General features: G+C 69.6%; 25 protein-coding genes. 7 read left to right on the top strand and 18 right to left on the bottom strand.

Annotated elements, in window-relative coordinates; translation table 11 throughout:
- The 11 genes from AC2IPW_RS22945 to AC2IPW_RS22995 form a co-directional block, all read right to left on the bottom strand.
- The gene (locus AC2IPW_RS22945) at window positions 1-786 is read right to left on the bottom strand and encodes an SDR family oxidoreductase (protein ID WP_371383808.1); all 786 of its coding nucleotides are present in this window, start codon (window positions 784-786) and stop codon (window positions 1-3) included.
- Between the two features lie 39 nt (window positions 787-825).
- Window positions 826-1563, bottom strand: coding sequence for an SDR family oxidoreductase (locus AC2IPW_RS22950; protein WP_486375783.1), 738 nt, complete (start codon window positions 1561-1563; stop codon window positions 826-828).
- Window positions 1563-2330 (bottom strand): alpha/beta fold hydrolase, encoded by a 768-nt coding sequence (locus AC2IPW_RS22955; RefSeq protein WP_289377404.1) that lies wholly within the window; start codon window positions 2328-2330, stop codon window positions 1563-1565. Before AC2IPW_RS22955 ends, AC2IPW_RS22950 begins: the two co-directional genes overlap by 1 nt.
- Complete coding sequence (locus AC2IPW_RS22960; RefSeq protein ID WP_486375784.1) at window positions 2327-3325, bottom strand: VOC family protein; 999 nt, start codon at window positions 3323-3325, stop codon at window positions 2327-2329. The genes AC2IPW_RS22955 and AC2IPW_RS22960 overlap by 4 nt, the downstream gene beginning before the upstream one ends.
- Before the next feature lie 17 nt (window positions 3326-3342).
- On the bottom strand, window positions 3343-4230 hold the full coding sequence (locus AC2IPW_RS22965) for a PDR/VanB family oxidoreductase (RefSeq protein WP_289377402.1): 888 nt from the start codon (window positions 4228-4230) through the stop codon (window positions 3343-3345).
- A gap of 104 nt (window positions 4231-4334) precedes the next feature.
- Window positions 4335-4853: a cupin domain-containing protein gene (locus tag AC2IPW_RS22970; protein WP_003934505.1), complete on the bottom strand. Its 519-nt coding sequence runs from the start codon at window positions 4851-4853 to the stop codon at window positions 4335-4337.
- Window positions 4854-4882: 29 nt separating this feature from the next.
- On the bottom strand, window positions 4883-5254 hold the full coding sequence (locus tag AC2IPW_RS22975; RefSeq protein ID WP_003934506.1) for a RidA family protein: 372 nt from the start codon (window positions 5252-5254) through the stop codon (window positions 4883-4885).
- A complete protein-coding gene (locus AC2IPW_RS22980) occupies window positions 5251-6810 on the bottom strand; it encodes an aldehyde dehydrogenase (protein ID WP_486375785.1) in 1560 nt (519 codons plus the stop codon). Before AC2IPW_RS22980 ends, AC2IPW_RS22975 begins: the two co-directional genes overlap by 4 nt.
- Before the next feature lie 239 nt (window positions 6811-7049).
- Window positions 7050-7571: a MarR family winged helix-turn-helix transcriptional regulator gene (locus AC2IPW_RS22985; protein WP_416063740.1), complete on the bottom strand. Its 522-nt coding sequence runs from the start codon at window positions 7569-7571 to the stop codon at window positions 7050-7052.
- 74 nt (window positions 7572-7645) lie between these two features.
- Window positions 7646-9556, bottom strand: a complete 1911-nt coding sequence (locus AC2IPW_RS22990) for an NHL repeat-containing protein (protein WP_486375786.1) — start codon at window positions 9554-9556, stop codon at window positions 7646-7648.
- Window positions 9557-9757: 201 nt separating this feature from the next.
- Window positions 9758-11128, bottom strand: coding sequence for an NAD(P)/FAD-dependent oxidoreductase (locus AC2IPW_RS22995; RefSeq protein ID WP_416063741.1), 1371 nt, complete (start codon window positions 11126-11128; stop codon window positions 9758-9760).
- Window positions 11129-11270: 142 nt separating this feature from the next.
- Here AC2IPW_RS22995 and AC2IPW_RS23000 point away from each other — a divergent pair, with 142 nt between their 5' ends.
- The 3 genes from AC2IPW_RS23000 to ygiD all read left to right on the top strand — a co-directional run bounded on the left by AC2IPW_RS23000 (window position 11271) and on the right by ygiD (window position 13974).
- Window positions 11271-12173, top strand: coding sequence for a LysR family transcriptional regulator (locus tag AC2IPW_RS23000; protein WP_003934511.1), 903 nt, complete (start codon window positions 11271-11273; stop codon window positions 12171-12173).
- A gap of 96 nt (window positions 12174-12269) precedes the next feature.
- Entirely contained in the window at window positions 12270-13106 is an 837-nt protein-coding gene (locus AC2IPW_RS23005) for an alpha/beta hydrolase (RefSeq protein ID WP_054373219.1), read from the top strand.
- A gap of 25 nt (window positions 13107-13131) precedes the next feature.
- Entirely contained in the window at window positions 13132-13974 is an 843-nt protein-coding gene (ygiD, locus tag AC2IPW_RS23010) for a 4,5-DOPA-extradiol-dioxygenase (protein ID WP_003934513.1), read from the top strand.
- Between the two features lie 98 nt (window positions 13975-14072).
- On the opposite strand, the gene AC2IPW_RS23015 is transcribed toward ygiD, so the two are convergent.
- From AC2IPW_RS23015 to catA, 5 genes are all read right to left on the bottom strand, one after another.
- Complete coding sequence (locus AC2IPW_RS23015) at window positions 14073-15050, bottom strand: alpha/beta hydrolase (protein ID WP_054373227.1); 978 nt, start codon at window positions 15048-15050, stop codon at window positions 14073-14075.
- 65 nt (window positions 15051-15115) lie between these two features.
- Complete coding sequence (locus AC2IPW_RS23020) at window positions 15116-16249, bottom strand: alkaline phosphatase family protein (RefSeq protein ID WP_486375787.1); 1134 nt, start codon at window positions 16247-16249, stop codon at window positions 15116-15118.
- A 24-nt stretch (window positions 16250-16273) separates the two neighbouring features.
- A complete protein-coding gene (gene catC, locus AC2IPW_RS23025; RefSeq protein ID WP_003934516.1) occupies window positions 16274-16561 on the bottom strand; it encodes a muconolactone Delta-isomerase in 288 nt (95 codons plus the stop codon).
- A 67-nt stretch (window positions 16562-16628) separates the two neighbouring features.
- A complete protein-coding gene (locus AC2IPW_RS23030; protein WP_003934517.1) occupies window positions 16629-17756 on the bottom strand; it encodes a muconate/chloromuconate family cycloisomerase in 1128 nt (375 codons plus the stop codon).
- Between the two features lie 127 nt (window positions 17757-17883).
- The gene (gene catA / locus AC2IPW_RS23035) at window positions 17884-18735 is read right to left on the bottom strand and encodes a catechol 1,2-dioxygenase (RefSeq protein WP_003934519.1); all 852 of its coding nucleotides are present in this window, start codon (window positions 18733-18735) and stop codon (window positions 17884-17886) included.
- A gap of 197 nt (window positions 18736-18932) precedes the next feature.
- Between catA and AC2IPW_RS23040 the strand changes: the two genes are divergently transcribed.
- Window positions 18933-19703, top strand: coding sequence for an IclR family transcriptional regulator domain-containing protein (locus AC2IPW_RS23040; protein WP_040781014.1), 771 nt, complete (start codon window positions 18933-18935; stop codon window positions 19701-19703).
- A 6-nt stretch (window positions 19704-19709) separates the two neighbouring features.
- On the opposite strand, the gene AC2IPW_RS23045 is transcribed toward AC2IPW_RS23040, so the two are convergent.
- Window positions 19710-20639, bottom strand: coding sequence for an AraC family transcriptional regulator (locus AC2IPW_RS23045; RefSeq protein ID WP_289377391.1), 930 nt, complete (start codon window positions 20637-20639; stop codon window positions 19710-19712).
- Between the two features lie 287 nt (window positions 20640-20926).
- Between AC2IPW_RS23045 and AC2IPW_RS23050 the strand changes: the two genes are divergently transcribed.
- From AC2IPW_RS23050 to AC2IPW_RS23060, 3 genes are all read left to right on the top strand, one after another.
- The gene (locus AC2IPW_RS23050) at window positions 20927-21490 is read left to right on the top strand and encodes a flavin reductase family protein (protein WP_054373214.1); all 564 of its coding nucleotides are present in this window, start codon (window positions 20927-20929) and stop codon (window positions 21488-21490) included.
- 56 nt (window positions 21491-21546) lie between these two features.
- Window positions 21547-23166, top strand: coding sequence for a 4-hydroxyphenylacetate 3-hydroxylase family protein (locus AC2IPW_RS23055; RefSeq protein WP_289377390.1), 1620 nt, complete (start codon window positions 21547-21549; stop codon window positions 23164-23166).
- Between the two features lie 70 nt (window positions 23167-23236).
- Window positions 23237-23728: a hypothetical protein gene (locus AC2IPW_RS23060; RefSeq protein ID WP_371383815.1), complete on the top strand. Its 492-nt coding sequence runs from the start codon at window positions 23237-23239 to the stop codon at window positions 23726-23728.
- 65 nt (window positions 23729-23793) lie between these two features.
- Here AC2IPW_RS23060 and AC2IPW_RS23065 read toward each other — a convergent pair whose 3' ends face one another.
- Window positions 23794-24726 carry an AraC family transcriptional regulator gene (locus AC2IPW_RS23065; protein WP_486375788.1) on the bottom strand — a complete coding sequence of 311 codons (933 nt, stop codon included), beginning with the start codon at window positions 24724-24726 and terminating at the stop codon, window positions 23794-23796.
- Between the last annotated feature and the right edge of the window lie 134 nt (window positions 24727-24860).

The following is a 24860-nucleotide window of genomic DNA, read 5'->3' on the forward strand; positions in this document are numbered from 1 at the left end:
TCAGACGTAGCGTCCGACTCCGCCGCCGACGTCGACGGTCGCGCCGGTCACGTAGCTGTTGCGGGGTGAGAGCAGGGTGGTGACGGGGAAGGCGACCTCGTCCGCAGTTCCGAAGCGGCCCAGTCCGATCCCGCGATCGGCGGCAATCTCGGCGCTCCACTCGTCGAAGTCGCGGCCGTCACCGGATTCGGCGTGGCGGCGCTGCCACTGCCCGGTGTCGACGAGGCCGAGCAGCACCGAATTGACGCGGATGCCCTCGGGGGCGAGCTCCCCGGCGAGGGACTGCGCCAGGTTGAGCAGTCCGGCGCGGGCGGCCGAGGTGACGGCGAGCCGCAGTTCGGGTTGCCGCGCGAGGATCGCGTTGACGATCACCACGGAGGCCGCATCGGACTTCGCGAGCGCCGGCCGGGCCGCGCGGATCAGATGCAGCGCGCCGAAGATCTTGAGCTCGAACTCGTCCCGGATCTGCTCGTCGGTGGTGTCGGTGAGTGTCGACATCAGCGAGCGCCCGGCGTTGCACACCACCCCATCGATCCCGCCGAACCGGTCGACGACCGCATCGACGAAGGTCTGCACGGAATTCCGGTCGGTGACGTCGCACGCGACGGTCAGGACGTCGGCCGGGTCGGCCGCCAGGGTGCCGGCGGCGGCGCGCAGGCGTGCGATATCGCGTGCGCACAGTGCGACGCGGGCACCTTCGGCGGCGAGCATCCGGGCGGTGGCGAGGCCGACCCCGGAACTCGCGCCGGTGACGATCACCGTGCGTCCGGTGAGGTGCAGGTCCATTGAATCTCCGTGGGTTCGGGTGCTCGCCGGGCGAGCAGGTCAGTTCAGGACGAAGCCGCCGTCGACGACGACGGTCTGGCCGGTGACGAAGGCGGCGTCCTCCGAAAGGAGGAACCGGACGACCCCGGCGACGTCCTCGGGGGTCTGGTCGCGCGGGAGGGCGCGGCCCTGCGCGTAGGTGGCGTAGCGGGCGGCCGGAACGGATTCGGTGGCCTCGACCCGGACGAGTCCGGGGGCGACGGCGTTGACCCGCACCCCGTGGGGGCCGGCGTCCCGGGCCATCGAACGGGTCATCGCGACGACTGCGCCCTTGGAGGTGACGTAGTGGATGAGCCGCGGTGATCCGTAGAACGCCACGTCGGAGGCCATGTTCACGATCGCGCCACCGGCGGCGGCGAGCAGCGGCCACAGGTGCTTGGTCACGAGCCACGTGCCGCGCACGTTGACCGAGGTGATCCGGTCGAATTCGGCCTCGGACAGCTCCCAGAAGGTGTCCCCGCCGACGCCGTCGGCGACGGCGGCGTTGTTGACCAGGCCCACCAGCGGCCCCTCCTCGGCGACGCGCGCGGCCAGAGCGCGCACGGACGCGGCGTCCGCGATGTCCGTGACCACTGCGACCGCCTCGCCACCGCGGGCGCGCAGGGCGGTGGCGGCGGCTTCGGCGTTCTCCGCGTTGCGCTCGGCGATCACCACGCGTCGTCCGTCGGCACACAGCCGTTCGGCGATGCAGTAGCCGAGTCCGCGACCGGCGCCGGTCACCACGACGGTTCCGCTCATCACGCCACCTCTTCCCAGAATCGGACGAGTTCGCCGGCGACCACGCGGGGCTGTTCCTGGATCGCGGCGTGACCCGCACCGGCGACGACGGTGAGCCGCGCGCCGGGAATGGCGTCCGCCAGGAGGCGTGACTCGGCGACGCCGGTGACGTGGTCGTGCTCGCCGACCACCACGAGGGTGGGGACGGCCAGCGTGTGCAGGATGGGCCCGTGGTCGGTCGACGCCATGCATTCGGCGGCGGCCGCGTACCCGGCGGGCCGGACGGCAGCCATGTCGGCGGCGACGCGAGCCCGGACGTCCTCGGCTGCGTCCGGCGCGGTCAGTTTCGGTGCGCGTTCGGCCGCGAAACGTTCGGGGCCGGCGGTGCGCAGCGCCGGGACGCGGTCACGCATGGCGGCAGCGCGGGCGGGCGACGTGCCCGATCCCCGTGTGCTGTCGGCGAGGACGAGCGTGCGGACCCGCCCGGGCCGACGGCGCGCGACCTCGAGCGCGACCACTCCGCCCCAGGACGTTCCGACGAGATGCACGGACCGGTCCGGGTCGATGTCGTCGAGGACGGTCAGGACGTCCGTCGCGTGGTCGTGGTGGACGTCGGCCGGGTCGGCGGAGCGGCCGTACCCCGCGGCGTCGAGCCGGTAGGTCGCGTGTCCGCGGGCCGCGAGTTCCGCGGCGAGCGGTGCACAGGAGTTCGCGTTCCCGCCGATGCCGTGCAGCAGCAGCACCGGATCTCCCGTCCCGAGCCGCTCGACGTGCAGGTGCCCGGTCACGACAGCGCACCGGCCGCGACGGCCCCGTAGAAGTAGCCGGCGTCGCGGGCTTCGACGCGGTCGCGGTGACCCGGGTCGGGGCTGCCCGCCATGGCGGAGCGCACGGTCGTGGTGGGCGGCCCGGCCGTCCCCCACTGGTCGGACAGTTCCGGGGTGCGCTTCCAGGTACGGCACAGCCAGGCGTCCTCGTCGATCTGGGCGACCTCGGAGGTGTACTCGCACACCAGGCCCGCCGGATCGGTGAAGTAGGAGAAGGTGTTGTCGCCGGGACCGTGCCGGCCCGGTCCCCACTGCGGTGCGATGCCGTGGGTCTTGAGGCTGCCGATGCCGCGCATGAAGTGATCGAGACTCTGCATCTCGTACGCCACGTGGTTGAGCGAGGGCCACGGCGCCCGGTTGAGCGCGATGACGTGGTGGTCGGAGTTGCAGCGGAGGAAGGACATCTGCCGTTCCGACCAGTCGGAGACCCGCATGCCGAGCACCTGGGTGTAGAAGGCGGTGGTGCGCTCGATGTCGGTCGTGTTGAGCACGACGTGGGCGATCTTGCGGGGAACGGCGCGGCGCCCCGCCGGTTCCTGCTCGGTGACGGCGTGGGTGTCGGCCGACAGCTCGACGCAGCGTCCCTCCGGATCGACGAGCTGCAGCCCGTAGCCGCCCCCGGCATCGTCGAGGGGTCCCGGCGTGCGCAGCATCGGGATGCCGAGCCGGTCGAGGGCCAGTGCGGCGTCGTCGATCTCACGCGGGGTGGCGACGGCGAAGCTGATCCGTCCCAGCGCGTTGGTCTCCCCTCGTTCGACCGTCAGCACGTGGTGCTCGGGTCCGGTGGCGCGCAGCCAGAATCGATCCCCGTCGGCCTCGACGGTCGTCAACCCCCAGGCCTCGTGGTAGAAGTCCCGCGAGGCGGCCGGATCCGGCACCGACAGGGTCACCGAGCGCAGCGCGCGCAGCCGGCAGGCGGGCGAGTCGCTGTAGCGCGGAAGTTGGTGGTGGTACATGCGTTCCGGTTCCCTTCTCACAGGTCCAGCACGAGTTCGGCAGAGTGGCAACGGGACACGCACGGGAACATCGTCGATCCGGCGGCGTGTTCGGACTCGGTGAGCAGGAAGTCGCGGTGGTCCACGTCGCCCTCGAGCACCTTGACTTCGCAGGTCCCGCAGATACCTTCGGTGCACGAGTTCGGCACGGGCACACCGGCGGCGGTGAGGGCGTCGAGCACCGACACGGTCGGCGGCACCGGGATGCGCCGGCCGGTGCTCTCGACGATCACGTCGAAGGCGGTGTCCTCGCCCGCGCGCGGCGCCGGTTCCGGGGCCGCGAACCGCTCGGTGCGTACCTGGCCGGGGTCCGGGGCCGCGGCCGTGACCGCATCGATGAGCGGTGCCGGCCCGCAGCAGTAGACGACGGCGGTCGGGGCGAGGCCCGACAGCGCCCCCGCCAGGTCCGGCAGACCACCGGCCTCGTCGTCGGCGTGGACGGTCACCTGCCCGGCGGGTCCGGCGGCGATCTCGTCGACGAACGCCATCGCCGCCCGGGAGCGTCCGGCGTAGAGCAGGCGCCACTGCTGCCCCTCGGCCTGCAGTTGCCGCATCATCGCGACGATCGGGGTGATGCCGATACCGCCGGCCACGAGGACGTGCTCGGTCGCGGCGTCGTCGAGGGCGAAGGCGCTGCGCGGTCCGTCGACGTCGATCTCCGCGCCGATCTGCAACGATTCGTGCACGTAGGCGCTGCCGCCGCGGGAGCGCTCGGCGCGCAGCACGGCGACCGTCCAGCGCGTGGTGTCCCGCGGATCCGAGCACAGCGAGTACTCGCGCACCACACCGTTCGGCAGGTGCAGGGCGAGATGCGCACCCGGCTGCCACTGCGGCAACGCGGCACCGGTCGGATCGACGAACGTCACGCTGGTGACTCCGTCTGCCTCCCAAGTTTTCTGGTGGACGCGGAGGCGACGTCGGACGGACTGCTCCATCGGGATCTCCCTGTCGGCGGGTCTTCTCGGTGGCGTCAGCGAGTGACGCCGTACATCTCCGAGCTCGGCGGGTAGGTGGGCAGCTGCGGCTTGGCGGCGCCGATGATCACGCAGAACAGCGCGTCGGTGTCGCCCACGTTCGCGAGGCTGCGCGGCACGCCGGCGGGCACGCGGATCATGTCGCGGTAGCCGAGCCGGCGGACGGCCTTGCGGGTGCCGTCCTCGACGTCGTGGACTGCGACCTCGAGCTCGCCCTCGAGCACGAAGAACACCTCTTCGACGTCGTGGTGGGTGTGCTCGGGTCCGACCGCACCGGCGGGCAGCCGCATGTTGGACAGGGTGAAGTGTTCGGCGGGCAGCGTGCGGGCGTCGCCCTCGTGGTTGCCGGTGGCGCCGGAGCCGATGTAGCGGATCTGGGCGCGCTTGAAGCGGTCTCCGCCCTTGGCCGCCTGGAAGCCGAGGGTGTCCCAGTCCTCGTAGCGGCTGTCGCGGCTGGCGATGCAGGAGTCGATGAGGGTTTCGAGGTCGACGGTGGTCTTCTCGGGTGCGGCCATGTCGGTGGTCCTTTCGTGCGGTGGGTGGTTCAGGCGCGGTAGGCGACGGCTTCGATCTCGACGGTGGCGCCGTAGGGCAGGGCGGCGACCTCGACGAACGAGCGGGCGGGCCGGGGAGTGGCGAAGATCTTCTCGTAGTGGCGGTTCGCCTGGTCGCGGAGCGACACGTCGGTCACGAAGTACGTGGTCTTGACGACGTCGGACAGGGTCATGCCGATGGTGGCCAGGCGCTCGCCGAGGCGGGCGATCGCGGCGTCGAGGGCGGCGGTCGTGCCGTCGACGGCGATGCCGTGTTCGTCGACCGACAGGGCGCCGGAGACGAACCCGAAGCCGGCGACGGCGTAGGCGGGACTGTACGGATGGGCGGTGGGTTCGTGCGTGACGGCAATCGAATCGGTCACCGGGAGGGGTCCTTTCGGGTTTCGGTCGGGCCGGGGGTGGCCCAGGCGATCGGTTCGCCGGACAGGTCGAGGTAGATGCTCTTCTGATCGCAGTACTGGCGGATGCTGTCGCGCCCCTTCTCGGTGCCGAGACCGCTGTCGCCGAGACCGGTGAAGGGGGTCGAGATGCTGAACTGCTTGTAGGTGTTGATCCAGACGGTGCCCGCCTTCACCGCACCGGCCACGCGCCACGCCCGTCGGTAGTCGGCGGTCCAGATGCCGCAGGCCAGCCCGTACACCGAGTCGTTCGCCTGCACGATCAGGTCCTCCTCGTCGTCGAAGGGCAGCACGACGGCCACCGGCCCGAAGACCTCCTCGCGGCAGATCGTCGCGGAGTTGTCGACGCCGGTGAGCACCGTGGGCGGGTAGTACGCGCCGGAGGCGAGCCGCTCACCGGTCGGGATCGCGCCCCCGCACAGCACCTGGGCTCCGGCGGCGACGGCGTCGTCGACCATGGCAGCGACGTGGTCCCGGTGGGCGAAGGTGACCAGCGGGGCCACCCGGGTGTGCGGGTCGGTGCCGGGCCCGAGGCGCAGCGCCGCTGCGCGCCGGACGAGTTCGGCGGTGAAGGTCTCGGCGATGCTGCGGTGCACGAAGATCCGCGATCCGGCGATGCAGCTCTGCCCGGCCGAGGAGAAGATGCCGTAGAGCACGCCGGCGAGGGCCTGTTCGGGATCGGCGTCCTCGAACACGATCGTCGGGGACTTGCCGCCGAGTTCGAGGGTGATCGGCATGAGCTTGTCGGCGGCGAGATGCGCGAGGTGGCGGCCGGTGGCGGTGCCACCGGTGAAGCTGACCTTGGCGACGTCGGGGTGCCGGACCAGCGCCTCGCCGACTGTGCGCCCCGAGCCCGGCAGGACCGAGAGGACGCCGGCGGGCAGACCGGCCGCCTCGCAGATGCGGGCGAGGAGCAGGGTCACCCACGGGGCCCACACCGGCGGCTTGCTCACGACGGCGTTGCCGGCGGCGAGGGCCGGGGCGATCTTCTGCGCGTCGGACGCGATCGGAGAGTTCCACGGCGTGATCGCGGCGACGACACCCATCGGCTGGTACGTCGACATGGTCAGCCACGGCCCCCGGGGCGTGGTCACCGCCGAGTCCATTGTCTCGAGGGCGGCAGCCGTGTAGCGAAAGGTGTTGGCGGCGCTGGCAACCAGCGCCCGGGTCTCGGTCAGGGTCTTGCCTGTGTCGAGGGTCTGCAACCGGGCGACGCGTTCGGCCTCGTCGTCGAGGGCGTTTCCGATGCGGTGCAGCACGCGGGCCCGTTCGTGCGGGAGCAGCGACGACCATCCGCCGTGCGCGGCCCGAAGACCTTCGGCGACCGCGCGGTCGACGTCGTCGACGGTCGCCGTGTGCAGGCCGGCGAAGACCCGGCCCGTCGCGGGGTCGACGGATTCGAGGCACTCTCCGAGTCCACGCTGCCAGCGGCCGGCGACAAAGATCTCGTCGACCGTGTCGACGGACTCGGCGTGCTCGGCGGTTCCCGCCTGGAGCGGGGACGCGTACGCAATGGGCATGAGGGGGGTCCGTTCGATGGGGAGGGACGCGGACCACGGTGCTCGTGGAGGGTGGTGCGCGCCGGATCGATATCTTTGCACTAAGAGATTTGTAGCGTCTTAGCACTAAGAGGTCAAGACTCGAATGCCCAGATCAGCCGGTCGTTACGCCGCATTTACGGCCGCGAAACGGAGGAGACGCAGGTCACAGCGGTGTGGCGGGCATCATAAGTTTCTCGAAATTTTTCCCGGCCGGACCGTCAGACCCGACGATCGGCACCCGAATCCGCGTCGGCATCGAACTCGGCCGCGCGGGCAGAGCGCTCCAGGCGGGCGAGCAGGCGCGAAAGCGTCTCGCGCTCGGTCGCGTCGAGGTCACCGAGCATCGCGCGCAGTTTGGCGAAGTGCGCGTCGGCCACCGAGTCGACGAGCGCGGCGCCGGCAGAGGTGAGCTCGACGTACACGACGCGGGCGTCCTGGCTGTCCTTCGACCGGGTCACCAGGCCCGCCTCCTCGAGCCGGTTCACCCGCAGCGACAGCCCGCCCGTGGTGACCAGCGTCTGCTCGGCGAGCTCCCCCGCGGTGAGCCGATGACGGGGTACCGCGCGGCGCAGGCAGGCGAGGACGTCGAATCCCGAATCGTTGATCCCGTGCTCCTCGAAGGTGGGCGCGATCCGGGACTTGTAGACGAGGAAGCTCCGATGCAGACGCCCGAAAACCTTCAGTCCCGAGACGTCGAGTTCGGGACGGGCCACCGCCCAGTGCGCGACGATGGCGTCCACGGCGTCGCGTTCTCCAGGCTCTCCCACAATGCCGGGAGTCTACCGGGCACGAGCGCCGATCCCGGTCGGCATGCCTACCGCGCGACGGGACCGGCGACTCCGACGAAGACCACCATCTCGTAGCCGCCCGGGTTCTTCTGGATCGGGATGTCCTTCCAGTTGTTGGCCACCCAGACGTTGCCGGCCTGGTCGACGACGACACCGGTGTTGCGCGTGAGGCCGTCGAAGGCGTACCCGACCACATCCGGGGAGATCGGCGTGCCGACCGCACTCCCGGGCCGGCATGCCACGAGCCGGACACCGCAGAACTGGGAGAGTCGCTTACCGGCGAAGTTCGCGACCCAGACGTTGTCGTTGCCGTCGACCGCGTTGCCCCACGGGACGAACAGACCACCACCGGTGAGCGGGGCCGGGGTGAGCAGCCGGCCACCCGGGTCGATCATCGTCAACGACCCGCCCACCGCGGGGGTGACCTCCGCGTCGGGGCACGGTATCCCGATCACCTGGGAATTCGACACCCATGCGTTGCCCGCGCTGTCGGTGGCGACTCCGAGGGGTTTGTCGAGCCCGCCGCCGCTCACGGGCGGAGCCACCGGCGTCCCGTCCGGGCCGAGGACGGCAACGGTGTCGCTGCCGTTGCCGGTGACGAACACGTTGCCGAGCACGTTGTCCGCGAGCGCGAACGGCTCGGTGACCCCGAGCCCGGTCAGCTGCCGGGCAGCAGCCGGGTCGCCCCCGGGATAGACGGTGACGCTGTCGTTGCCGCAGTTGGCGATCCAGATGTTGCCGTCCGGGTCCGAGATGGTGCCCTGCGGCCAACTGATGCCACCTGCGGTGTAGCCGTCCGCCGGCGAGAGCGCACGGCCGTCGGGAGTGAACAGGGAGACGCTGTCGTGCGGTGGCTGCCGATCCTGCGGACAGTCCGGCGCAGGGGCGGCGAAGCCGAAGTTACCGACCCACACGTTGCCGTCGGGATCGATGTCGATACCGAATCCGGCACCGCTGAGCCCACCGCCGGTGTACGGGGATCCCGGGGCGTACTGCCCGGTGGGAGTGAACTTCAGCAGGTTCTCGGCACCGCAGACCGGCGTTTCGGCATTCGGGCTCCACTCGTAATTGTTGGTCGACCACACGTTCCCGTCGCGGTCGACCGCCATGTTGCCGGGCCCGTCCATCGACACCCCGTCGCCGACGAATCGCAGCGCCAGGGTCCACGCACTCGGCGGGAACGCCCGATCGGGCGCGTACGGACCCGGCCCGGCCTTCGACAACGCGAACAGGGCCTCGACGTTGTGCCACGGGTGTTTCGCGATCTCGGTCATCGCCTGCCACGTATCGGCGACCGGGGCCCCGCCCGGCGGAGTCGCGAGCAGGAGCAGTCCGTCGCACGACATCGGCACCGCAACACAGTTGGCGACCATGTCCGCGAGAGAGTGGAAGCTGCCCAGCGTTTCGGTGGTCGCTCCGTTGGGCGGTGCCGCCAGTACCGCACCCACCTCGCCGGTGACCGGGTCGACGAGGTTGCGTGTCATCGCCGCCGCGTTCTGCAACCCCGGCGCGACGCCCTCGACGTTCCGGCCCGAAGTGAACTGAGCCATTGCGAAAGCGGTTGCCACAGTCGTTCTCTCGTTCACCACGATGGCGCCGTCCGGCCGTCCGGTGCCGAGGGCACTCGCCAGCGTCATCCGCTCGTCGCGCGGGTTCGCCGCGACGACGTACAGCACGGACTGCGGGTCGGCGGACGCGGTGAAGGAGACCTCGAACGAGCCGTCGGCCTCGGTCGTGGCCGAACCCACCTCACGGGCAGGAGATCCCGGCTCGGTGCTCATCACGGTCACCGAATAGCCGCCCAGCGGACCGGCTCCCGAGCTGACGTGTCCACGCATCGTCGCCGCCTCGGCGGGAACCACGCCCGCCCACAACGCCGTCCCCACGACGGCACCGAGGACGACACTCCTGAACTGCACACGACGGAAACGACTCATGGTGCGTGTCCTCTCGCGATCGGCTTCGACCCGCCGGTCTGCGACCGTCGCGGCTCGACCGAAATGCCCGAAAGCGATCATGACACGGCGAGCACCGGGATCGGCACGGAAACGACGGATCGGACGTATCCCGCCGCAACGAGCCGGGCCCCGGGCCGTTCGTGACGAACGGCCCGGGGCCCGGTTTCTCGTCGAGCCGCCCTATCGAACGCTGACCTTCTCGGGTTCCGGCTCCTTCTCGGGAGCGCGGTCCACCCGGGGCGGTACAGCGGCGACGGTCATGTCGTCGGGGACGTCCGCGTCGAGCGTCACCGATTCCTGCGCGTAGTGGAAGTGGGGGCGACGGTGACCGAGGAAGGATCCGAACCACGACATCACTGCGACGTAGCGGTTGCGGAAGCCCACCATGTAGACCAGGTGCACGGCCAGCCACAGCACCCACGCGACGAAGCCGCTCAGCTCGATCTTTCCGACGCGGGTGATCGCGCGGAAGCGGTTGATGATGGCCATGCTGCCCTTGTCCCGGTACTTGAACGGGGTGCCCTTGCCCTGCTTCCCGAGGATGGTCCGGGCCACGTGGCGGCCGCCCTGCATCGCGACGGGCGACTGGCCGGGCAGGTTGTTCAGCGACGTCATGTCACCGATGGCGTACACGTCGGCGTAGCCGCCCACGGTGAGATCCGGGTTGACCAGCAGCCGGCCGGCACGGTCGGTGGCGCAGCCGGTGCGCTCCGCGAGGACGCCGGCGAAGTCGTTGGCCCGCACCCCGGCCGACCAGATGATGGTCTCGGCGGTGATCCGGCGCTCCTCGTCGTTCTTCGCCTTCAGAGTGGCACCGTGCTCGTCGATGTCGGTGACGAAGGTGTCGAGCACGACGTCGACGCCCGACTTCTGCAGCGACTGCTTGGTGTACTCGCTGAGCTTGCCGCCGAAGGCCGGAAGAGCCTCGCCCGCGCCCTCGACGAGGGTGACGGACACGTCGTCGGCGCTGATGTCGTGGAACGACTGCTCGAAGTAGCGGCCCGCGAGTTCCTTGATCTGGCCCGCGAGCTCGACGCCCGTCGCACCGGCACCGATGACCACGAAGCTCAGGAGGTTGCGACGGCGTTCCGGATCGGCGGTGGTGTGCGCCTCCTCGAAGCACCGCAGGATCTGCCGGCGCAGCCGCTCGGCGTCCTCCACGGTCTTGAGGGCGTAGGTGACCTTCTCGAACTCGTCGCGGCCGAAGTACGCCTGCCGGGCGCCCGTCGCTGCGACGAGCGAGCGGTAGCCGACCGTGTGCACGGCGCCGCCGGCGACGTAGTCGACCTCGTGCTCGTCGGGCCGGACGTCGACGACACGGCCGAGCCGCACGTCCGCGTTCGGGTACTTCGCGAGGATGGAGCGGATCGACGGAGCGATCTCGCCGGCCGAGAGGACACCGGTGGCGACCTGGTACAGCAGGGGCTGGAAGAGATGTTCGGTGGTCTCGGAGATCAGGACGAACGGCGTCCCGGCCTTGGCGAGTTTCTTCGCCGTCGCCAGCGCGCCGAAGCCCGAACCGACGACGACGACCTCGGTCCGGTCGGTCACTGCTGTGCTACTCACGATTACCTCTACCTCCACACTGAAGTCGATGTATGACACCCACCGTATGGACGGGAGGCCGTGAAGACCACCAACCTGCCGAAGTCGGGGAGCTCTTATCTCGATCGCTCATAAGTAGGATGGGGGTATGGACTTCCGGCAGCTGCGGTACTTCCTCGCCGTCAGCGAGGAGCTGAGCTTCAGCAAGGCCGCCCAGAAGTGCTTCATCTCCCAGTCCGCGATCAGCCACCAGATCACCCGGCTCGAGAAGGAACTCGGCGCGTCGCTGTTCGAGCGGTCGACGCGGATGGTGCGGCTCACCCCGGCCGGCTCGCGCCTGGTCCCCATCGCGCAGCAGGTGCTGAGCCTCGAAGCGCAGGCGTTCTCGGTCGCACGCGAGCCGCGCAACCGCATCCGGATCGCCGCGAACATGACCTTCGCGTCCCAGAGCCTCGACGCCATCGCGCATGTTCGGGAGCAGTACCCGGCGATCGACATCGAGTTCGTCATCAAGAGCTTCGCCGACCGGATCGACGCGGTCGCCGGCGGCGACGCCGACATCGCCCTGATCCGGGGTGAGGTCGACCGTCCCGGACTCGAGACCGTGGAACTGGGCATCGAGGATCTGGTCATCGTCACATCGAGCCGGCACCCGCTCTCCGCGTTCTCCACCGTCGACCTCGGCGATCTCGCGCCCTATCCGCTGCTCCTGCCGCCCCGGCACAGCCAGGTGCTCATCCACACGGTGATCGAGGACGCCTTCCGGGCGGTGGGACGACGGGTGCAGCTCGGACCCTCGATCGCCAGCGACCACACCGCCACCCTCGACGTCATCACCAACCCGCGGGCGTGGACGGTTCTGTACCCGAGCACCGCCGCGGAAACCCCCAGGACCGGCCTGGCCTACATGCGCGAGGCGCGCAACCGGCTCAGCATCCCGGTGTGCGGAGTGCTCCGCAACGACGCCCCCCGGTCGTCGGCCATGTCGAGTCTGATCCTCGCGCTGCGCCAGTCGATGACCAGCCAGGCACCACCGGGATCGGAGAGCTGAACACCGCCGCCCGGTCGTCGCAATGCGTACCGATCCGGTGCCTTTTCGTGGAAGGATGACCGAGCCGACGGCGGACCCACGCGGTGAGGAGCGATCATGCAGCGAACCGAGACCTCGTTCACCAGTGCCGACGGCACCCGCGTCGTGTACGACGTGTGGTCGCCCGACGCAGACCCCACAGGCGTGCTGGTGCTCTGCCACGGCTTCGGCGAGCACGCCCGCCGGTACGACCACGTGGTCGAACGCCTCGGCGAGCTGGGTCTCGTCGTCTACGCCCTCGACCACCGCGGGCACGGTCGCTCGGGCGGACGACGGGTGTTCGTGCGGGACATGGACCAGTTCACCGGCGACGTGCATCGCCTGGTCGGCATCACCGCGTTCGATCAGCCCGGCCTGCCGCGGGTCCTGCTGGGCCATTCGATGGGCGGAGCCATCGCCCTGGCCTACGCGCTCGAGCACCCCGACGAGCTCACGGCCCTCGCCCTGTCCGGTCCCGCCGTCGACGTCACCTCCGGCACGCCGCGGCCCGTCGTCGCACTCGGCAAGGTGATCGGGCGCGTCCTACCGCAGCTGCCGGTGCAGAAACTCGACTCGGCGGGCATCTCGCGCGACCCCGACGTCGTCGCGGGGTACGAAGCCGATCCCCTCGTGCACCACGGTCTCGTACCTGCCGGCATCGCCCGCGCGCTGGTCACCACGGGCGAGAGCCTGCCGGCCCGGCTGCCCGCACTGGATCTGCCGATCCTGCTGCAGCACGGCACCGAGGACCGGCTCACCGCGCCGTCCGGCAGCCGGCTCGTCGCCGAGCTGGTCGGGTCGCAGGACGTGACGCTCAAGATGTACGAGGGCCTCTACCACGAGGTGTTCAACGAGCCGGAGAAGAAGCAGGTCCTCGACGACCTGGTGGAATGGCTCCGGCCGAGGCTCGGCTGAGGTGGCGGCTGCTCCGCCCGCGCGCATGCCGGCCGCGTTCGTCGGCCACGGCAGCCCGATGAACGCGCTCGAATCGAATCGCTACACCAGGGCGTGGCGGGAGTTCGGTTCCGCGGTGCCGACGCCCCGGGCGATACTCGCGATCTCGGCGCACTGGTACATCAACGCCACCGCGGTGACCGCGATGCCGAACCCGCGCACCATCCACGACTTCTACGGATTCCCGCAGGAGCTGTTCGACGTCGACTACCCCGCGGCCGGGCTGCCGGAACTGGCCGAGGAGATCGCCGACGTCGTGCATCCGACGTGGGTGGGCGCGGACGTCGACTCGTGGGGTGTCGACCACGGCACCTGGTCGGTGCTCACCCACGCCTTCCCCGAGGCGGACGTGCCGGTGGTGCAGTTGAGCCTGAACGCCTACCGCGACTTCGACTACCACCTCGAGCTCGGCGCGAAGCTCGCCCCGCTGCGTGACCGCGGCGTGCTGATCGTCGGCAGCGGCAACATCGTGCACAACCTGGCCGGCATGGACCGTCGCCGCCCGGACGAGGGGTTCGACTGGGCGCACCGGTTCGACGCGGCCGCCCGGGTCATGGTCATGGACCGCCCCGAGGGAGTCGCAGGTCTCGACGGGCACGCGGACTTCGACCACGCGGTTCCCACCCCGGACCACTTCCTGCCGTTGCTGTACTTCGCGGGCCTGGCGGGCGTGGGCGAGGACCTCGTCGAACCGCTGATCGACGGTTTCGCGTACGGGTCGCTGTCGATGAGCGCCTACACCCTCGGTCTCACGTGCACGGCCGGTGACGGCGGTCCCCCGTCCGCTGGGTTCCCCGCCACCCCGGACCCGGTGAACACCAACGCGTGATCGTGATCGTGGTCGTGGCCGAATGTCACATCGCGTCGATGCAGTCGACCGAATGTGACATTCGGCCACCCCGGGTGCGGCCATCTCGAGGGGCAGGGTCATGCCGTGTGGCGACGCTCCTCCGCGACGACCGTGCGCCGCGCGAAGTCGATGCTGTGCTGCAGCAGTGTCCGCGCCTCGGGCAGCACCTGCCCGATGACGGGGAAGGCGTGCACCTGGCCCGCCCACAGGTGTGTCTCGACCGTCGTGCCCACCTCGTCGAACGCCTCCGTCATGATCTCGACGTCGGGACGGGTGATCTCGTATTCGGCGACGGAGAAGAACGCGGGCGGGAACAGTGCCGGATCGGCGCGGACCGGCGACTGGGCACCTTCGATGTAATCGGGACCGGCGAGCCAGCGGTCGCGCAGCTTCTCCACCTGCCGCATCGGCAGGTACGCGTCGCGCTTCATGAAGTCGGGATCGTGCTCCTCGAGATCGAGGTTGAGCAGCGGTGAGTACCCGATCACCGCGGCCGGACGGATCATGCCGCGCAGCGCGGCGATCTCGGCGACCTTCATCGCCAGATATCCCCCGGCCGAGTCGCCGGCGACGACGATGCGCGTGGGGTCCTCGGCCGTCTCGAGCAACGCGGTGTACGCGGCCATCGCGTCGATGACGGACGTCCCGATCGAACCGACAGGTAGCTGCCGGTAGGCGACGGAGTACACCGGCACCCCCGATTCGGTAGCGAGCAGGGAACACACCGTGCGGTGCGTGGCGAGCCCGCAGAAGACGAAAGCGCCGCCGTGGAAGTAGAGGATCGTCGCGCCGGCGAGGGAGTCCTCGGCGGGACGCGGCGGTTCGATGCGTTCGCTGGGCACCCCGCCGAGAGTGAGGGGATCGATGTCGACGTTGCGCGGGCGGGGCAGCATCTTGTCGACGCGACGGTCGAGCCGGCTGAGAGTCTCGATCCCGCGGTCGGTGGCCGGCCAGTAGGCGAACAGCGGCTTGACGAAGATCCGCACGAACCAGAACACGAGGATCGCCCGCAGGCTCACCGTCCAGTGCCAGATCGTCGATCCGTGGGTGCGCATGTACGCCACGATAGGACGGGTCCGGCACCCGGTCGAGGTACTCTCCGTCACACGTATCCGTTGCCTCAGACCTGCAGCAACGGCACCAACAGCTCCTCGTCGGTCAGCGCACCGTGCTGTCCGGGCAGTTGCGACATGACCAGCTCGCCGTCGGTACGGATCACCGTGGACTCGCCGAGTCCGATCGCGACGACGTCACCGATGCGGCGGCACGCGGCGGGCGAAGGGTCCGGGCCGAACAGTCCGCCGGCGATCACGTCGTCGCGGGTACCGACCCACAGGTCGTCACCGAGTTCGTTGCGCCAGCGCTCGAGCACCGCGTCCGGTCGCCGGGTGTGCACGTGCCGGCAGCGCGGTTCACCGGCGATCACGTCGACGTCCTCGGAGAGAGCAGGCAGGTGGTCGAAGTCGGCGCGTCGGCCCCGGGAGGCGTCGACCATGCCGTGATCGGCGGTGATCAGCAGCCGTGTCCCGGTGGGTAGGGCAGCGACGAGTTGCTCGACGAACCGGTCGACGACGGTCAGCTGCGCGATCCACGAGGGGGACTCGGGTCCGTACAGGTGCCCGATCGTGTCGACCTCACCGAGGTAGCAGTAGACGAGGGTGCGGTCGCCGGTGGTGACGGCGGCGACGACGTGGGCGAGCAGGTCGCCGTAGGCGGAGACACCGACGAAGTTGCCGCCGCGGAGCACGGCCCGGGTGAGGCCGCTGCCGTCGAAACTGCGGGGAACGACGGTGGTCACCGTCAGTCCGGCCGCGTCGGCTCGTTCGAACACCGTCGGGTGGGGCTGTATCCATTCCGGGACGAACCGCTCGCGCTGGTCGACGGCGGTCCCGGCGAGGGTCCAGCGGAGCCAGTTGAACGGGGCGTCGATCTCCTCGACGTAGGACTGGTAGCCGGTGACGGCGTGGGCGCCGGAGGCCAGTCCGGTGCCGAGCGAGGCAATGCTCACCGCGGTGGTGGTGGGAAATCCGGCGCGGATCGGCCGGCCGTCGAGTCCGGCGAGAAAGGGGGCTGCGGCCGCATTCCGTCGCAGGAGGTTCCATCCCATGCCGTCGACGAGCAGCACGACGGTGCGGGACTGCTCGGGGAGGGCGAGACAGTTGGCCTCACCGGGCACCCCCGCGGACGCGAGGACGGACGGCATCAGATCCGCGAGGGTGGGTTCGGCGTAGACGTCGTGCAGCGGCAGGTCCATTACCCGAGTATGGCCTGCCGGGCGTCACTGGTCCTTGATGTCGGACCCGTGCTTGGTCAGCGGCATGATCTCGATGTTCATGTACGGGAACAGCGGCAGGTTCCACAGGATCTCGTGGAGTTCGTCGGCGGAGCCGACGTCGAAGATGCTGATGTTGCTGTACTTGCCTACGATGCGCCAGATCTCCCGCCACTTGCCCTCGCGCTGCAGTTCCTGGCTGTATGCCTTCTCCCGCGCGACGGTCTCGGCGCGCACCTCGGGGTCGAGGTCGCGGGGGATGTCGACGTCCATGCGAACGTGGAACAGTGCCATGGTCGGTACTCCTTTCGGGCCGTGCGCGGTTCCGGTAGCGGGTGCTACCGGAACCGCGCACGGGGGGTCAGTCGCGGGCGAGGTGCTTGACGACGTCCATGTCGAGTTCGACACCGAGGCCGGGTCCCTGGGGCAGGTGCACCTGGCCTTCCGAGTAGTCCAGCGGAGTCTGCAGCAGCTCGACGGCGAACAGCTGCGGCCCGAACAGTTCGGTGCCGTAGTTGATTCCCGGCTCGGCGCAGGCGAAGTGGACGGATGCCGCGGTGCCGATGGGCCCCTCGATCGAAGTGGCGCCGTGGCAGCGGATTCCGGCGGCCTTGGCGACCGCCACGACCTCCTTGCTGCGCTGCAGGCCACCGCACTTGGTGGTCTTGAGGGCGATGACGTCGGCGGCCCCGAGCTTGGCGATCTCGAGGGCGTCGTGCGGTGTCTGCACGGACTCGTCGGCCATCACCGGGGCAGCCACGAGCCGGTTGATCTCGGCCAGCACTTCGCGCTGCTCCCCGGGGGTGGGCTGCTCGATGAGTTCGACACCGCCGTCGACGAGTTGCGGAACGTATCGCAGCGCGGTGAACCGGTCCCAGCGGGCGTTGACGTCGATGCTCACGCCGGCCTTGCCCTCGAGGGCTTGCGCGATCGTGACGACACGCTCGGTGTCGACCTTCGGGTCGAGCGCGCCCATCTTGAGCTTGAACGCGAAGTTCAGCCGTGCCGCCATCTTCTCCTCGACTTCCTCGAGGATTTCGTCGACCGGCGCGGCACCGAGCGCCCACCGCACGTCGACGCCGGTGCGGAACGCGCCACCGAGCAGGGTGTGCACCCCGACGCCCAGGGCGCGGGCCCACGCGTCGTGCAGGGCGACGTCGACGGCTGCCTTGGCGAAACGGGCCCCGGAGACGACGCGTTCGATGTCGACCATGATCCCGCTGATCTCGTCGACGCCGCGGCCGGTGATGTAGGGGGCGATGTAGCGGTCGACGATCGCCTTCATGGTCTCGACGGACTCGCCGCCCCACCACGGACCGCCGGGGACGACGCCCTCGCCGTGGCCGGTGACGCCGCCCGCGGTGGTGATCGCCACGAGCAGGATGGGCTGCTTCTCGGCGGTGGTGGTGGCGAACTTGTGGGGACGCACCAGCGGTACGTCGACGATCGTCGTATCGATCGAGACGATCTTCAGGTCGGGGTCGGACATCGAACAGCTCACAATCGGATTTCGGCGGTGATGCGGGTAACAGTCGGGCCTCCGCGACGACGAATGCCGGTGCCCTTGGCGGACACCGGCATTCGTCACCACACGTGGACCCGGTTCACAGGAGTGCTCAGGCCTGGGGGTCGAGCGCGAAGTTGTAGGTCACTTCGTCGACGCCGTCGGCGTTCGGCTGCGGATCCAGGATCAGCTCGGGCTTGGTCGCGGTCGCGACGTCGTCCTCGACCCACTCGCCGCCCTGGAAGTAGAGCTGGGTGGTGATGGCGCGCTTGCCCGGGGCCTTCACCATGAGGTGCAGGTGGGCGGGACGCCACGGGTGGCCGCCGTAGGAGTCGATGAACCAACCGGTCGGGCCGTCGGCCGGGATCTTGTAGGGCGCGGGCTTGAGCGTGGTGATCTCGAAATTGCCTTCGTCGTCGCACTCGATGGTGCCGCGCAGGTTCCACTCGGGGATGCCGGGGGCGAACTGCGAGTAGTAGCCCTCTTCGTCGGCGTGCCACAGCTCGATGGTGGCGCCCTGCAGGCCCTTGCCCTCGAGGTCGGTGACCTGGCCCTTGAAGATCAGCGCCTTGGCGGCCTTGTCCTGCTCACGCATCGGCATGGTGCACTTGGCCGGCAGCTTCGGCGAGTCCGGCACGTAGTAGGGGCCCTCGATGCTGCCCTTGGTGCCGGAGAAGTGCTTGCGGTTGTAGTGCACTTCCTCGATCTCGTGCTCGACGAAGACGTCCAGCCACAGCGGCCACTCGCCGTACTCGCCGACGTCGATCATCCACTGCTTGAGCACCCGGTACTCGTCGTAGGTGACCTGGTGCTTGTGGATGATCTCGGCGAACGCACCGAGCACGTCCTTGTAGATGGCGGCGGCGCGCTCGACCGACGTGTCAGACGAGACCCGCTCGCTCTTGAACTTGTCGGTGGCGGCGTTGCCCGAGGCGTGGGCGGTGGGGTTTTCGGTGGTGGTCATGTGTCCTCCTCGGCGAGGCTCGAACGGTGGTCGCGAAAGCTGTGGGTGGTGATCGCGGGGCTGGCGCTCTCGCCACTCGGGTTGTACGCTGTGCGTACTTACATATCGCAGTGCGTACACATACTGTGCGTCCAGTCACAGGTGATTGTCAACACCCGGGTGTCCGAATGGCCCGAAACCGCAGGTAGGAGACCACAATGCCTAGTCAGGACCGGGATTTCGTCCAAAGCATCGAGCGGGGCTTCGCGGTGCTGCTCGCGTTCGACGAGCGGCACCCCAATCCGTCCCTCGCCGAACTGGCAGCGAAGACCGACCTGTCCCGACCTGCGGTGCGCCGCATCCTGCTCACCCTGCAGAAACTCGGCTACGTGAACAGCACCGGCAGCCGCTGGACGCTGACCCCGCGTGTACTCAGCATCGGCCAGCACTACTCCGCCTCCCACGCCCTGGTCGAGGCGGCCATGCCGAGGCTGGTGGAGATCGCCGAGCACACCGGCGAATCCGCCTCCCTCGGCGTGCTCGACGGCGCGGAGGTCGTCTATGCCGCCCGCGTGCCCGTGCGCCGCATCATGAGCATCAACGTCTCGGTCGGCACCCGGGTCCCGGCATACGCCACGTCGATGGGCCGGGCGCTGCTGGCGTGGGCACCCGAGGAGATCGTCGAGCAGGTCGTCGCCGAGACCCGCTTCGAGAAACTCGCCACGGCCACCGTGCGCAACGCCGACGAATTGCGCGCCGAGCTCGCGCGCGTGCGCACCCAGGGCTACGCGCTCACCTCCGCCGAGCTCGAGGAGGGGCTGATCTCGGCCGCGGCGCCGGTCCGGGACGCCACCGGCACCGTGGTCGGCGTGCTCGCCTGCTCGACGTCGACGGCCCGGCACACGCCCGGAGAGTTCCGCGAGCTCGCCGCGGAATGCCTGATGAAGTCCGCGCACGCCCTGGGCGCCGACCTCGGATACCGCGGATAGGGCGCGTCAACCGCGCAGGGTCGCCGAGGGCGCCACACCGTACTTGCGGCGGTAGGCGGCCGCGAATCGACCGGTGTGGGTCATCCCCCAGCGCAGGGCCACATCCGTGACCGACGTCGTCGCCGGGTCGCCGGCCGCGAGTTCCTCGTGGATCCGCTCGAGCCGCAGATCGAGCAGGTAGTCGCGGGGACAGACACCGAGGTACTCGCGGAAGCCCTCCTGCAGCCGTCGCACACTCACGCCCGCCAGCTCGGCCATGTCCGCGGTGGTCCACGGCTGTGCCGGGTCCTCGTGGATACGGTCGAGAACGCGCTTGACGATCCGAGGCCGCGCCGCCGTACCGGCACCCGCATTCGGCATCACGGCGAGCACGAACGCCGAGGTCAGCGCCCCCGAAAGCTGGTCGGCGACGAGGGGGTTGCGCCACAGTCCCTCGTCCGCCCGCAGCTGCTCGACCACCGACTGCAGCAGGGCCATCCAGCTCCGCCCCGCTTCGCTCGTCAGGTCCACCTGGTCGGGCAGCCCCAGGTCGGGACGACCGAGGATCCGGTGCATCTCGCGGTCGAGGTAGTCGCGGTCGAGCTTGACCCCGACGATCTCGCAGTCCTCGGTCCACCGCGTGATCCGCGCCGCCGTGTCGGGCCGGAACACCGAGGCCTGCCCCTGTGCGGAACTCACTTCCCGTCCCGCCGCCACCGACTCGATGTGGCCGGACAGCGGGATGTTGACCGCGTACGCACCCGGATGATCCGAGTCCACGGCGACCTCGGCCCCCCAACCGATGCGGGCGAGCCGCAGCGGACCGAGCTGCAGCGAGCGCACGTTGACGTGCGGTTCCGAACCTCGCGCGAGCGGAGTCAGTGTGTGCGGGAAATACGCGTCGGACACCACATGCTCGGCCTCGTCCCAGTCGGCCGGCTCCGGCGTCGACACCACCTGCGCACCTCCCGTGTGCGTTCTCGGGACCTTCGGCCCGTGTCCTCGGGGGCTTTCGGCCCGTGTCCTCGGGGCTTCCAGCCCGTGTCCTCGAGGGGCTTCCAGCCCGTGTTCGAGAACCCTACTACCCAGTGTGATGGGCAACACGTCCCCGGGCAAACAGCATCGTTCGTCACAACGACCGCGCCGAACGGATAGCGACCGCGCTCAGCGGATCGCGAAGGCCGTCCGGTCGCTCCTATGGTCTACATCACACCAGGACGGAACGACCGGCAAGGAGCGCCGAAATGGAACAGCGTCGTCTCCGAAACATCTTCGGACAGTTCGCAAGTGGCGTCACCGTGATCACCTGCGCCAATCACGAGGGCACACCTCACGGCGCAACGGTCACCGCGTTCACCGCGGTCTCCCTCGAGCCCCGCCTGTGCCAGGTCACCCTGACCCGTACTTCCAAGGCGTGTGCCTTCCTCTCCGGCGCGCCGTTCGCGGTGAACATCCTCGCCGCCGACCAGGTCGACACCGCCCTGCACTTCGCCGGCCGACCGCAGACCCCCGGCCCGGTGTTCGAGGACGGACCCACCGCACCGGTGCTCACCGGCGCAGCGGCAACCCTGTCCTGCGTTCCGTGGCGCGAGTACGACGGCGGCGATCATGTCATCTACATCGGCGAGATCGTCGACGCGCAGTGCCGCGACACCGAGCCGCTGCTGTTCTACCGCAGCACCTTCCACGAACTCGGCGCACCGAGCGCCTCCGCGGCGTGGAACGGGTCGATGGACGACCCGCACAGCGGCTGGTTCGACGCCCGGACGCGGTTCACCCCGCTGTACGTCGACACCGCCGTCCGCTGACCACGAGCCCCCGAAACCTTCCATCCCAGTCACGTCCCAGTCGCAAGGAGACAGCCATGACCACCCTCGAGTCCCGTCCCGACGAGAATGCGATCGACCGTTCCAAGGTCAACGTCGCCGCCGACGCCCCGGCGAACCGGCAGCAGAACTTCGCCACGCGGCCCATGACCGGCGACGAGTACATCGAGTCGATCAAGGACGGCCGCGAGATCTGGCTGCACGGCGAGCGCGTCAAGGACTTCACCAACCACCCCGCGTTCCGCAACTCCATCCGTATGACCGCCCGGCTGTACGACTCGCTGCATTCCGGCGAGCACGTCGATACCCTCACCTGCCCCACCGACACGGGCAACGGCGGGGTGACCATGCCGTTCTTCCGCACCCCGAAGACCTCCGACGACCTGCTGAAAGAGCGCGACGCCATCGCCACCTGGGCGCGGATGACCTACGGCTGGATGGGCCGGTCCCCCGACTACAAGGCCTCCTTCCTCGGCACGCTCGACGCCAACAGCGAGCTCTACGCCCCGTTCCAGGACAACGCGAAGCGCTGGTACCGCGAGTCGCAGGAGAAGGTCCTGTACTGGAACCACGCCATCATCAACCCGCCGGTGGACCGCCAGCTCCCGCCCGACCAGGTCGGCGACGTGTTCATGAAGGTCGAGAAGGAGACCGACGCGGGCCTGATCGTCTCCGGCGCCAAGGTCGTCGCCACCGGCTCGGCGATCACCAACTACAACTTCATCGCCCACTACGGCCTGCCGATCAAGAAGAAGGAATTCGCCCTGATCTGCACGGTGCCGATGGACGCCCCGGGCATCAAGCTGATCTCCCGGGCCTCCTATAGCCAGAACGCCGCCGTCGTCGGCTCCCCGTTCGACTACCCGCTGTCCTCGCGCATGGACGAGAACGACGCCATCTTCATCTTCGACAAGGTGCTGGTGCCGTGGGAGAACGTCTTCATGTACGGCGACGTGGAGAAGATCAACGCGTTCTTCCCGCAGTCCGGCTTCCTGCCCCGGTTCACCTTCCAGGGCTGCACCCGCCTGGCGGTCAAGCTCGACTTCATCGCCGGCCTGCTGATGAAGGCGCTCGACGCGACCGGCGCCGGCGGGTTCCGCGGCGTGCAGACCCGCGTCGGCGAGGTCATCGGCTGGCGCAACCTGTTCTGGTCGCTGACCGAGTCGATGGCCCGCGATCCCGAGCCGTGGATCGGGGACACCGTCATCCCCAAGCTCGAGTACGGCCTGACCTACCGGATGTTCATGATCCAGGGCTACCCGCGCATCAAGGAGATCATCGAGCAGGACGTCGCCTCGGGCCTGATCTACCTGCCCTCGTCGGCCGCGGACTTCAAGAGCCCCGAGGTGCGCCCGTACCTGGACAAGTACGTCCGCGGCTCGGACGGCATCACCGCGGTGGACCGGGTCAAGGTCATGAAGGCGCTGTGGGATTCGATCGGCTCCGAATTCGGCGGCCGCCACGAGCTCTACGAGCGCAACTACTCCGGCAACCACGAGAACGTCAAGGCCGAGCTGCTGTTCGCCGCCGAGAACCGCGGCATCGTTTCCGGCATGAAGGGCCTGGCCGAGCAGTTCATGAGCGAGTACGACCTCGACGGCTGGACCGTGCCCGACCTGATCGGCAACGACGACGTCAGCGCCTACTACCGCAAGTAACCCCAGCTGCCGCGCGCGGACGATCCCCTGCCGCCCGCGCGCGGCGTTCCACCCGCGAAGGAGTGCCCCGATGACCACTGCCTCGAAGTTCGTCGTCCCCGCCCCGGTTCCGGAGTTCGACGCCGTGGTCCTCGGGCACTCCTTCGCCTCCCGGCGGGCGGCCACCCGCCTGCGCGACGAGGTGCGCCTGGCCGTGCTGGAGGCGGACGAGGCCACCGCCGCCCGCTACGACGAGGTCGACCACCGCTGGGAGATCGTCGACGGAACGACCGTCGTCGCGCGGGCCAAGTTCGTCGTCGACGGGGACGGCACCCTCCCGCTGTACGGCCGCGACGGTGCAGGATGCACATCGACCACCTTGACGGAGAACGGTTTTCCCAATCTCTTCCGGCCGCTCACCGCCGCCCACCCCGATCCGGTCGGATACACCGTCGCGTGCCTCGGTTACATGCGCGACTTCGGCCACGACTACGTCGAGCGCCGCGCCCGGATACCGATCTGCGACGACGACTTCCCGGAGTTGTCGTTCGACCGGCCCACCCCGCAGTTCTGGGTCGAGTAGGCCCACAGCGACACAGGTCCCGGACATCGACAACCGTCTCGGCGGTTGTCGATGTCCGCTGTGTGTCACCGGCCGCGCAGTACCTGCGCCGGCGTCGTCCCGTAGCGCCGCTTGAACGCCGTGGCGAACCGTCCGGGGTGACCGAACCCCCACCGGTACGCCACGTCGGCGACGGTGACGGCACCGGCTCCGGCAACCAGGTCGTCGTGCGCACGGCTGAGCCGGATGTCGAGCAGGCACGCCGACGGACTGGCCCCGACGTACTCGGCGAACGCCTCCTGCAGGCGCCGGACGCTGGTCCCGGCCAGCTCGGCCATGTCGGCCGCGGTCCACGCCCGCGCGGGGTCGTCGTTCAAGGCGTCGAGGACGCGACGGACCATGCCCGGCCGCGGCGGAGCGACCGGCCCGTCCTGCGGCGAGACGGCAAGGACGAATGCCGCGGTGACCGCCCCGGCGAGCTGGGCACCGACGATCGGGTTGCTCACCATCTCCAGGCCACCGTCGAGCTGTTCGGACAGCGCCCGTACCAGCCCGTGCCATTCGCTCGCCGGACCGGACAGGTCCAGCTGGTCGGGCAGCACCAGCTTCGTGCGCACCGGCGAACCGAGGATCCGGTCGGCCTCCCGCTCCAGATGGTCCCGGTCGAACTTGACGCCGAGAACGGAACACGTTGCACCCCAACGGGTGATCATGCTCGGCGTGTCGGCCCGGAACACGGTGGCCTGACCGGGCGCCGACACGACCTCGCCGTGGCTGCCACGCGACTCGAGCCGGCCGGTGATCGGGATGTTCACCTCGTACGCGCCGGGGTAGTCGCAGGCGATCGCGACGTCGGCACCCCAGTGCAGGCGCCCGAGGGTCACCCCGCCCAGGTCGACTGTCCGCAACGACAGCGCGGGCCGGTCCGTACCCGACAGATCGGTCAGTTCGTGCGGGAAGTACGCGTCCGCCACCGCCCGGGACGCGGCGTCCCAGTCTCCGATCTCGGCCGTGCTCACACCACGAGGGTACGGATCCGAGACCCCGATCACACAAAGTCGCGCGATGTGTCCAGCCGCCGCGCACATCGTCTCGGCGTCGGCGTGACCCCCGTCATATGTTCCAGGTCACACGACGACGACCCACCCGGGCG

This window comes from Rhodococcus sp. NS-SX18, from assembly GCF_057367935.1.

Excerpts from the sequence above, each read along its gene's own strand:
- AC2IPW_RS23050 (WP_054373214.1), top strand. The coding sequence starts at position 20,927 with ATGGAACAGCGTCGTCTCCGAAACATCTTCGGACAGTTCGCAAGTGGC.
- AC2IPW_RS22960 (WP_486375784.1), bottom strand. The coding sequence starts at position 3,325 with ATGTACCACCACCAACTTCCGCGCTACAGCGACTCGCCCGCCTGCCGG.
- AC2IPW_RS23000 (WP_003934511.1), top strand. The coding sequence starts at position 11,271 with ATGGACTTCCGGCAGCTGCGGTACTTCCTCGCCGTCAGCGAGGAGCTG.
- AC2IPW_RS22980 (WP_486375785.1), bottom strand. The coding sequence starts at position 6,810 with ATGCCCATTGCGTACGCGTCCCCGCTCCAGGCGGGAACCGCCGAGCAC.
- AC2IPW_RS22970 (WP_003934505.1), bottom strand. The coding sequence starts at position 4,853 with ATGGCCGCACCCGAGAAGACCACCGTCGACCTCGAAACCCTCATCGAC.
- AC2IPW_RS22990 (WP_486375786.1), bottom strand. The coding sequence starts at position 9,556 with ATGAGTCGTTTCCGTCGTGTGCAGTTCAGGAGTGTCGTCCTCGGTGCC.
- ygiD (WP_003934513.1), top strand. The coding sequence starts at position 13,132 with ATGCCGGCCGCGTTCGTCGGCCACGGCAGCCCGATGAACGCGCTCGAA.
- catA (WP_003934519.1), bottom strand. The coding sequence starts at position 18,735 with ATGACCACCACCGAAAACCCCACCGCCCACGCCTCGGGCAACGCCGCC.
- AC2IPW_RS23055 (WP_289377390.1), top strand. The coding sequence starts at position 21,547 with ATGACCACCCTCGAGTCCCGTCCCGACGAGAATGCGATCGACCGTTCC.
- AC2IPW_RS23040 (WP_040781014.1), top strand. The coding sequence starts at position 18,933 with ATGCCTAGTCAGGACCGGGATTTCGTCCAAAGCATCGAGCGGGGCTTC.
- AC2IPW_RS23020 (WP_486375787.1), bottom strand. The coding sequence starts at position 16,249 with ATGGACCTGCCGCTGCACGACGTCTACGCCGAACCCACCCTCGCGGAT.
- AC2IPW_RS22945 (WP_371383808.1), bottom strand. The coding sequence starts at position 786 with ATGGACCTGCACCTCACCGGACGCACGGTGATCGTCACCGGCGCGAGT.
- catC (WP_003934516.1), bottom strand. The coding sequence starts at position 16,561 with ATGGCACTGTTCCACGTTCGCATGGACGTCGACATCCCCCGCGACCTC.
- AC2IPW_RS23060 (WP_371383815.1), top strand. The coding sequence starts at position 23,237 with ATGACCACTGCCTCGAAGTTCGTCGTCCCCGCCCCGGTTCCGGAGTTC.
- AC2IPW_RS22950 (WP_486375783.1), bottom strand. The coding sequence starts at position 1,563 with ATGAGCGGAACCGTCGTGGTGACCGGCGCCGGTCGCGGACTCGGCTAC.
- AC2IPW_RS23005 (WP_054373219.1), top strand. The coding sequence starts at position 12,270 with ATGCAGCGAACCGAGACCTCGTTCACCAGTGCCGACGGCACCCGCGTC.
- AC2IPW_RS23015 (WP_054373227.1), bottom strand. The coding sequence starts at position 15,050 with ATGCGCACCCACGGATCGACGATCTGGCACTGGACGGTGAGCCTGCGG.
- AC2IPW_RS23030 (WP_003934517.1), bottom strand. The coding sequence starts at position 17,756 with ATGTCCGACCCCGACCTGAAGATCGTCTCGATCGATACGACGATCGTC.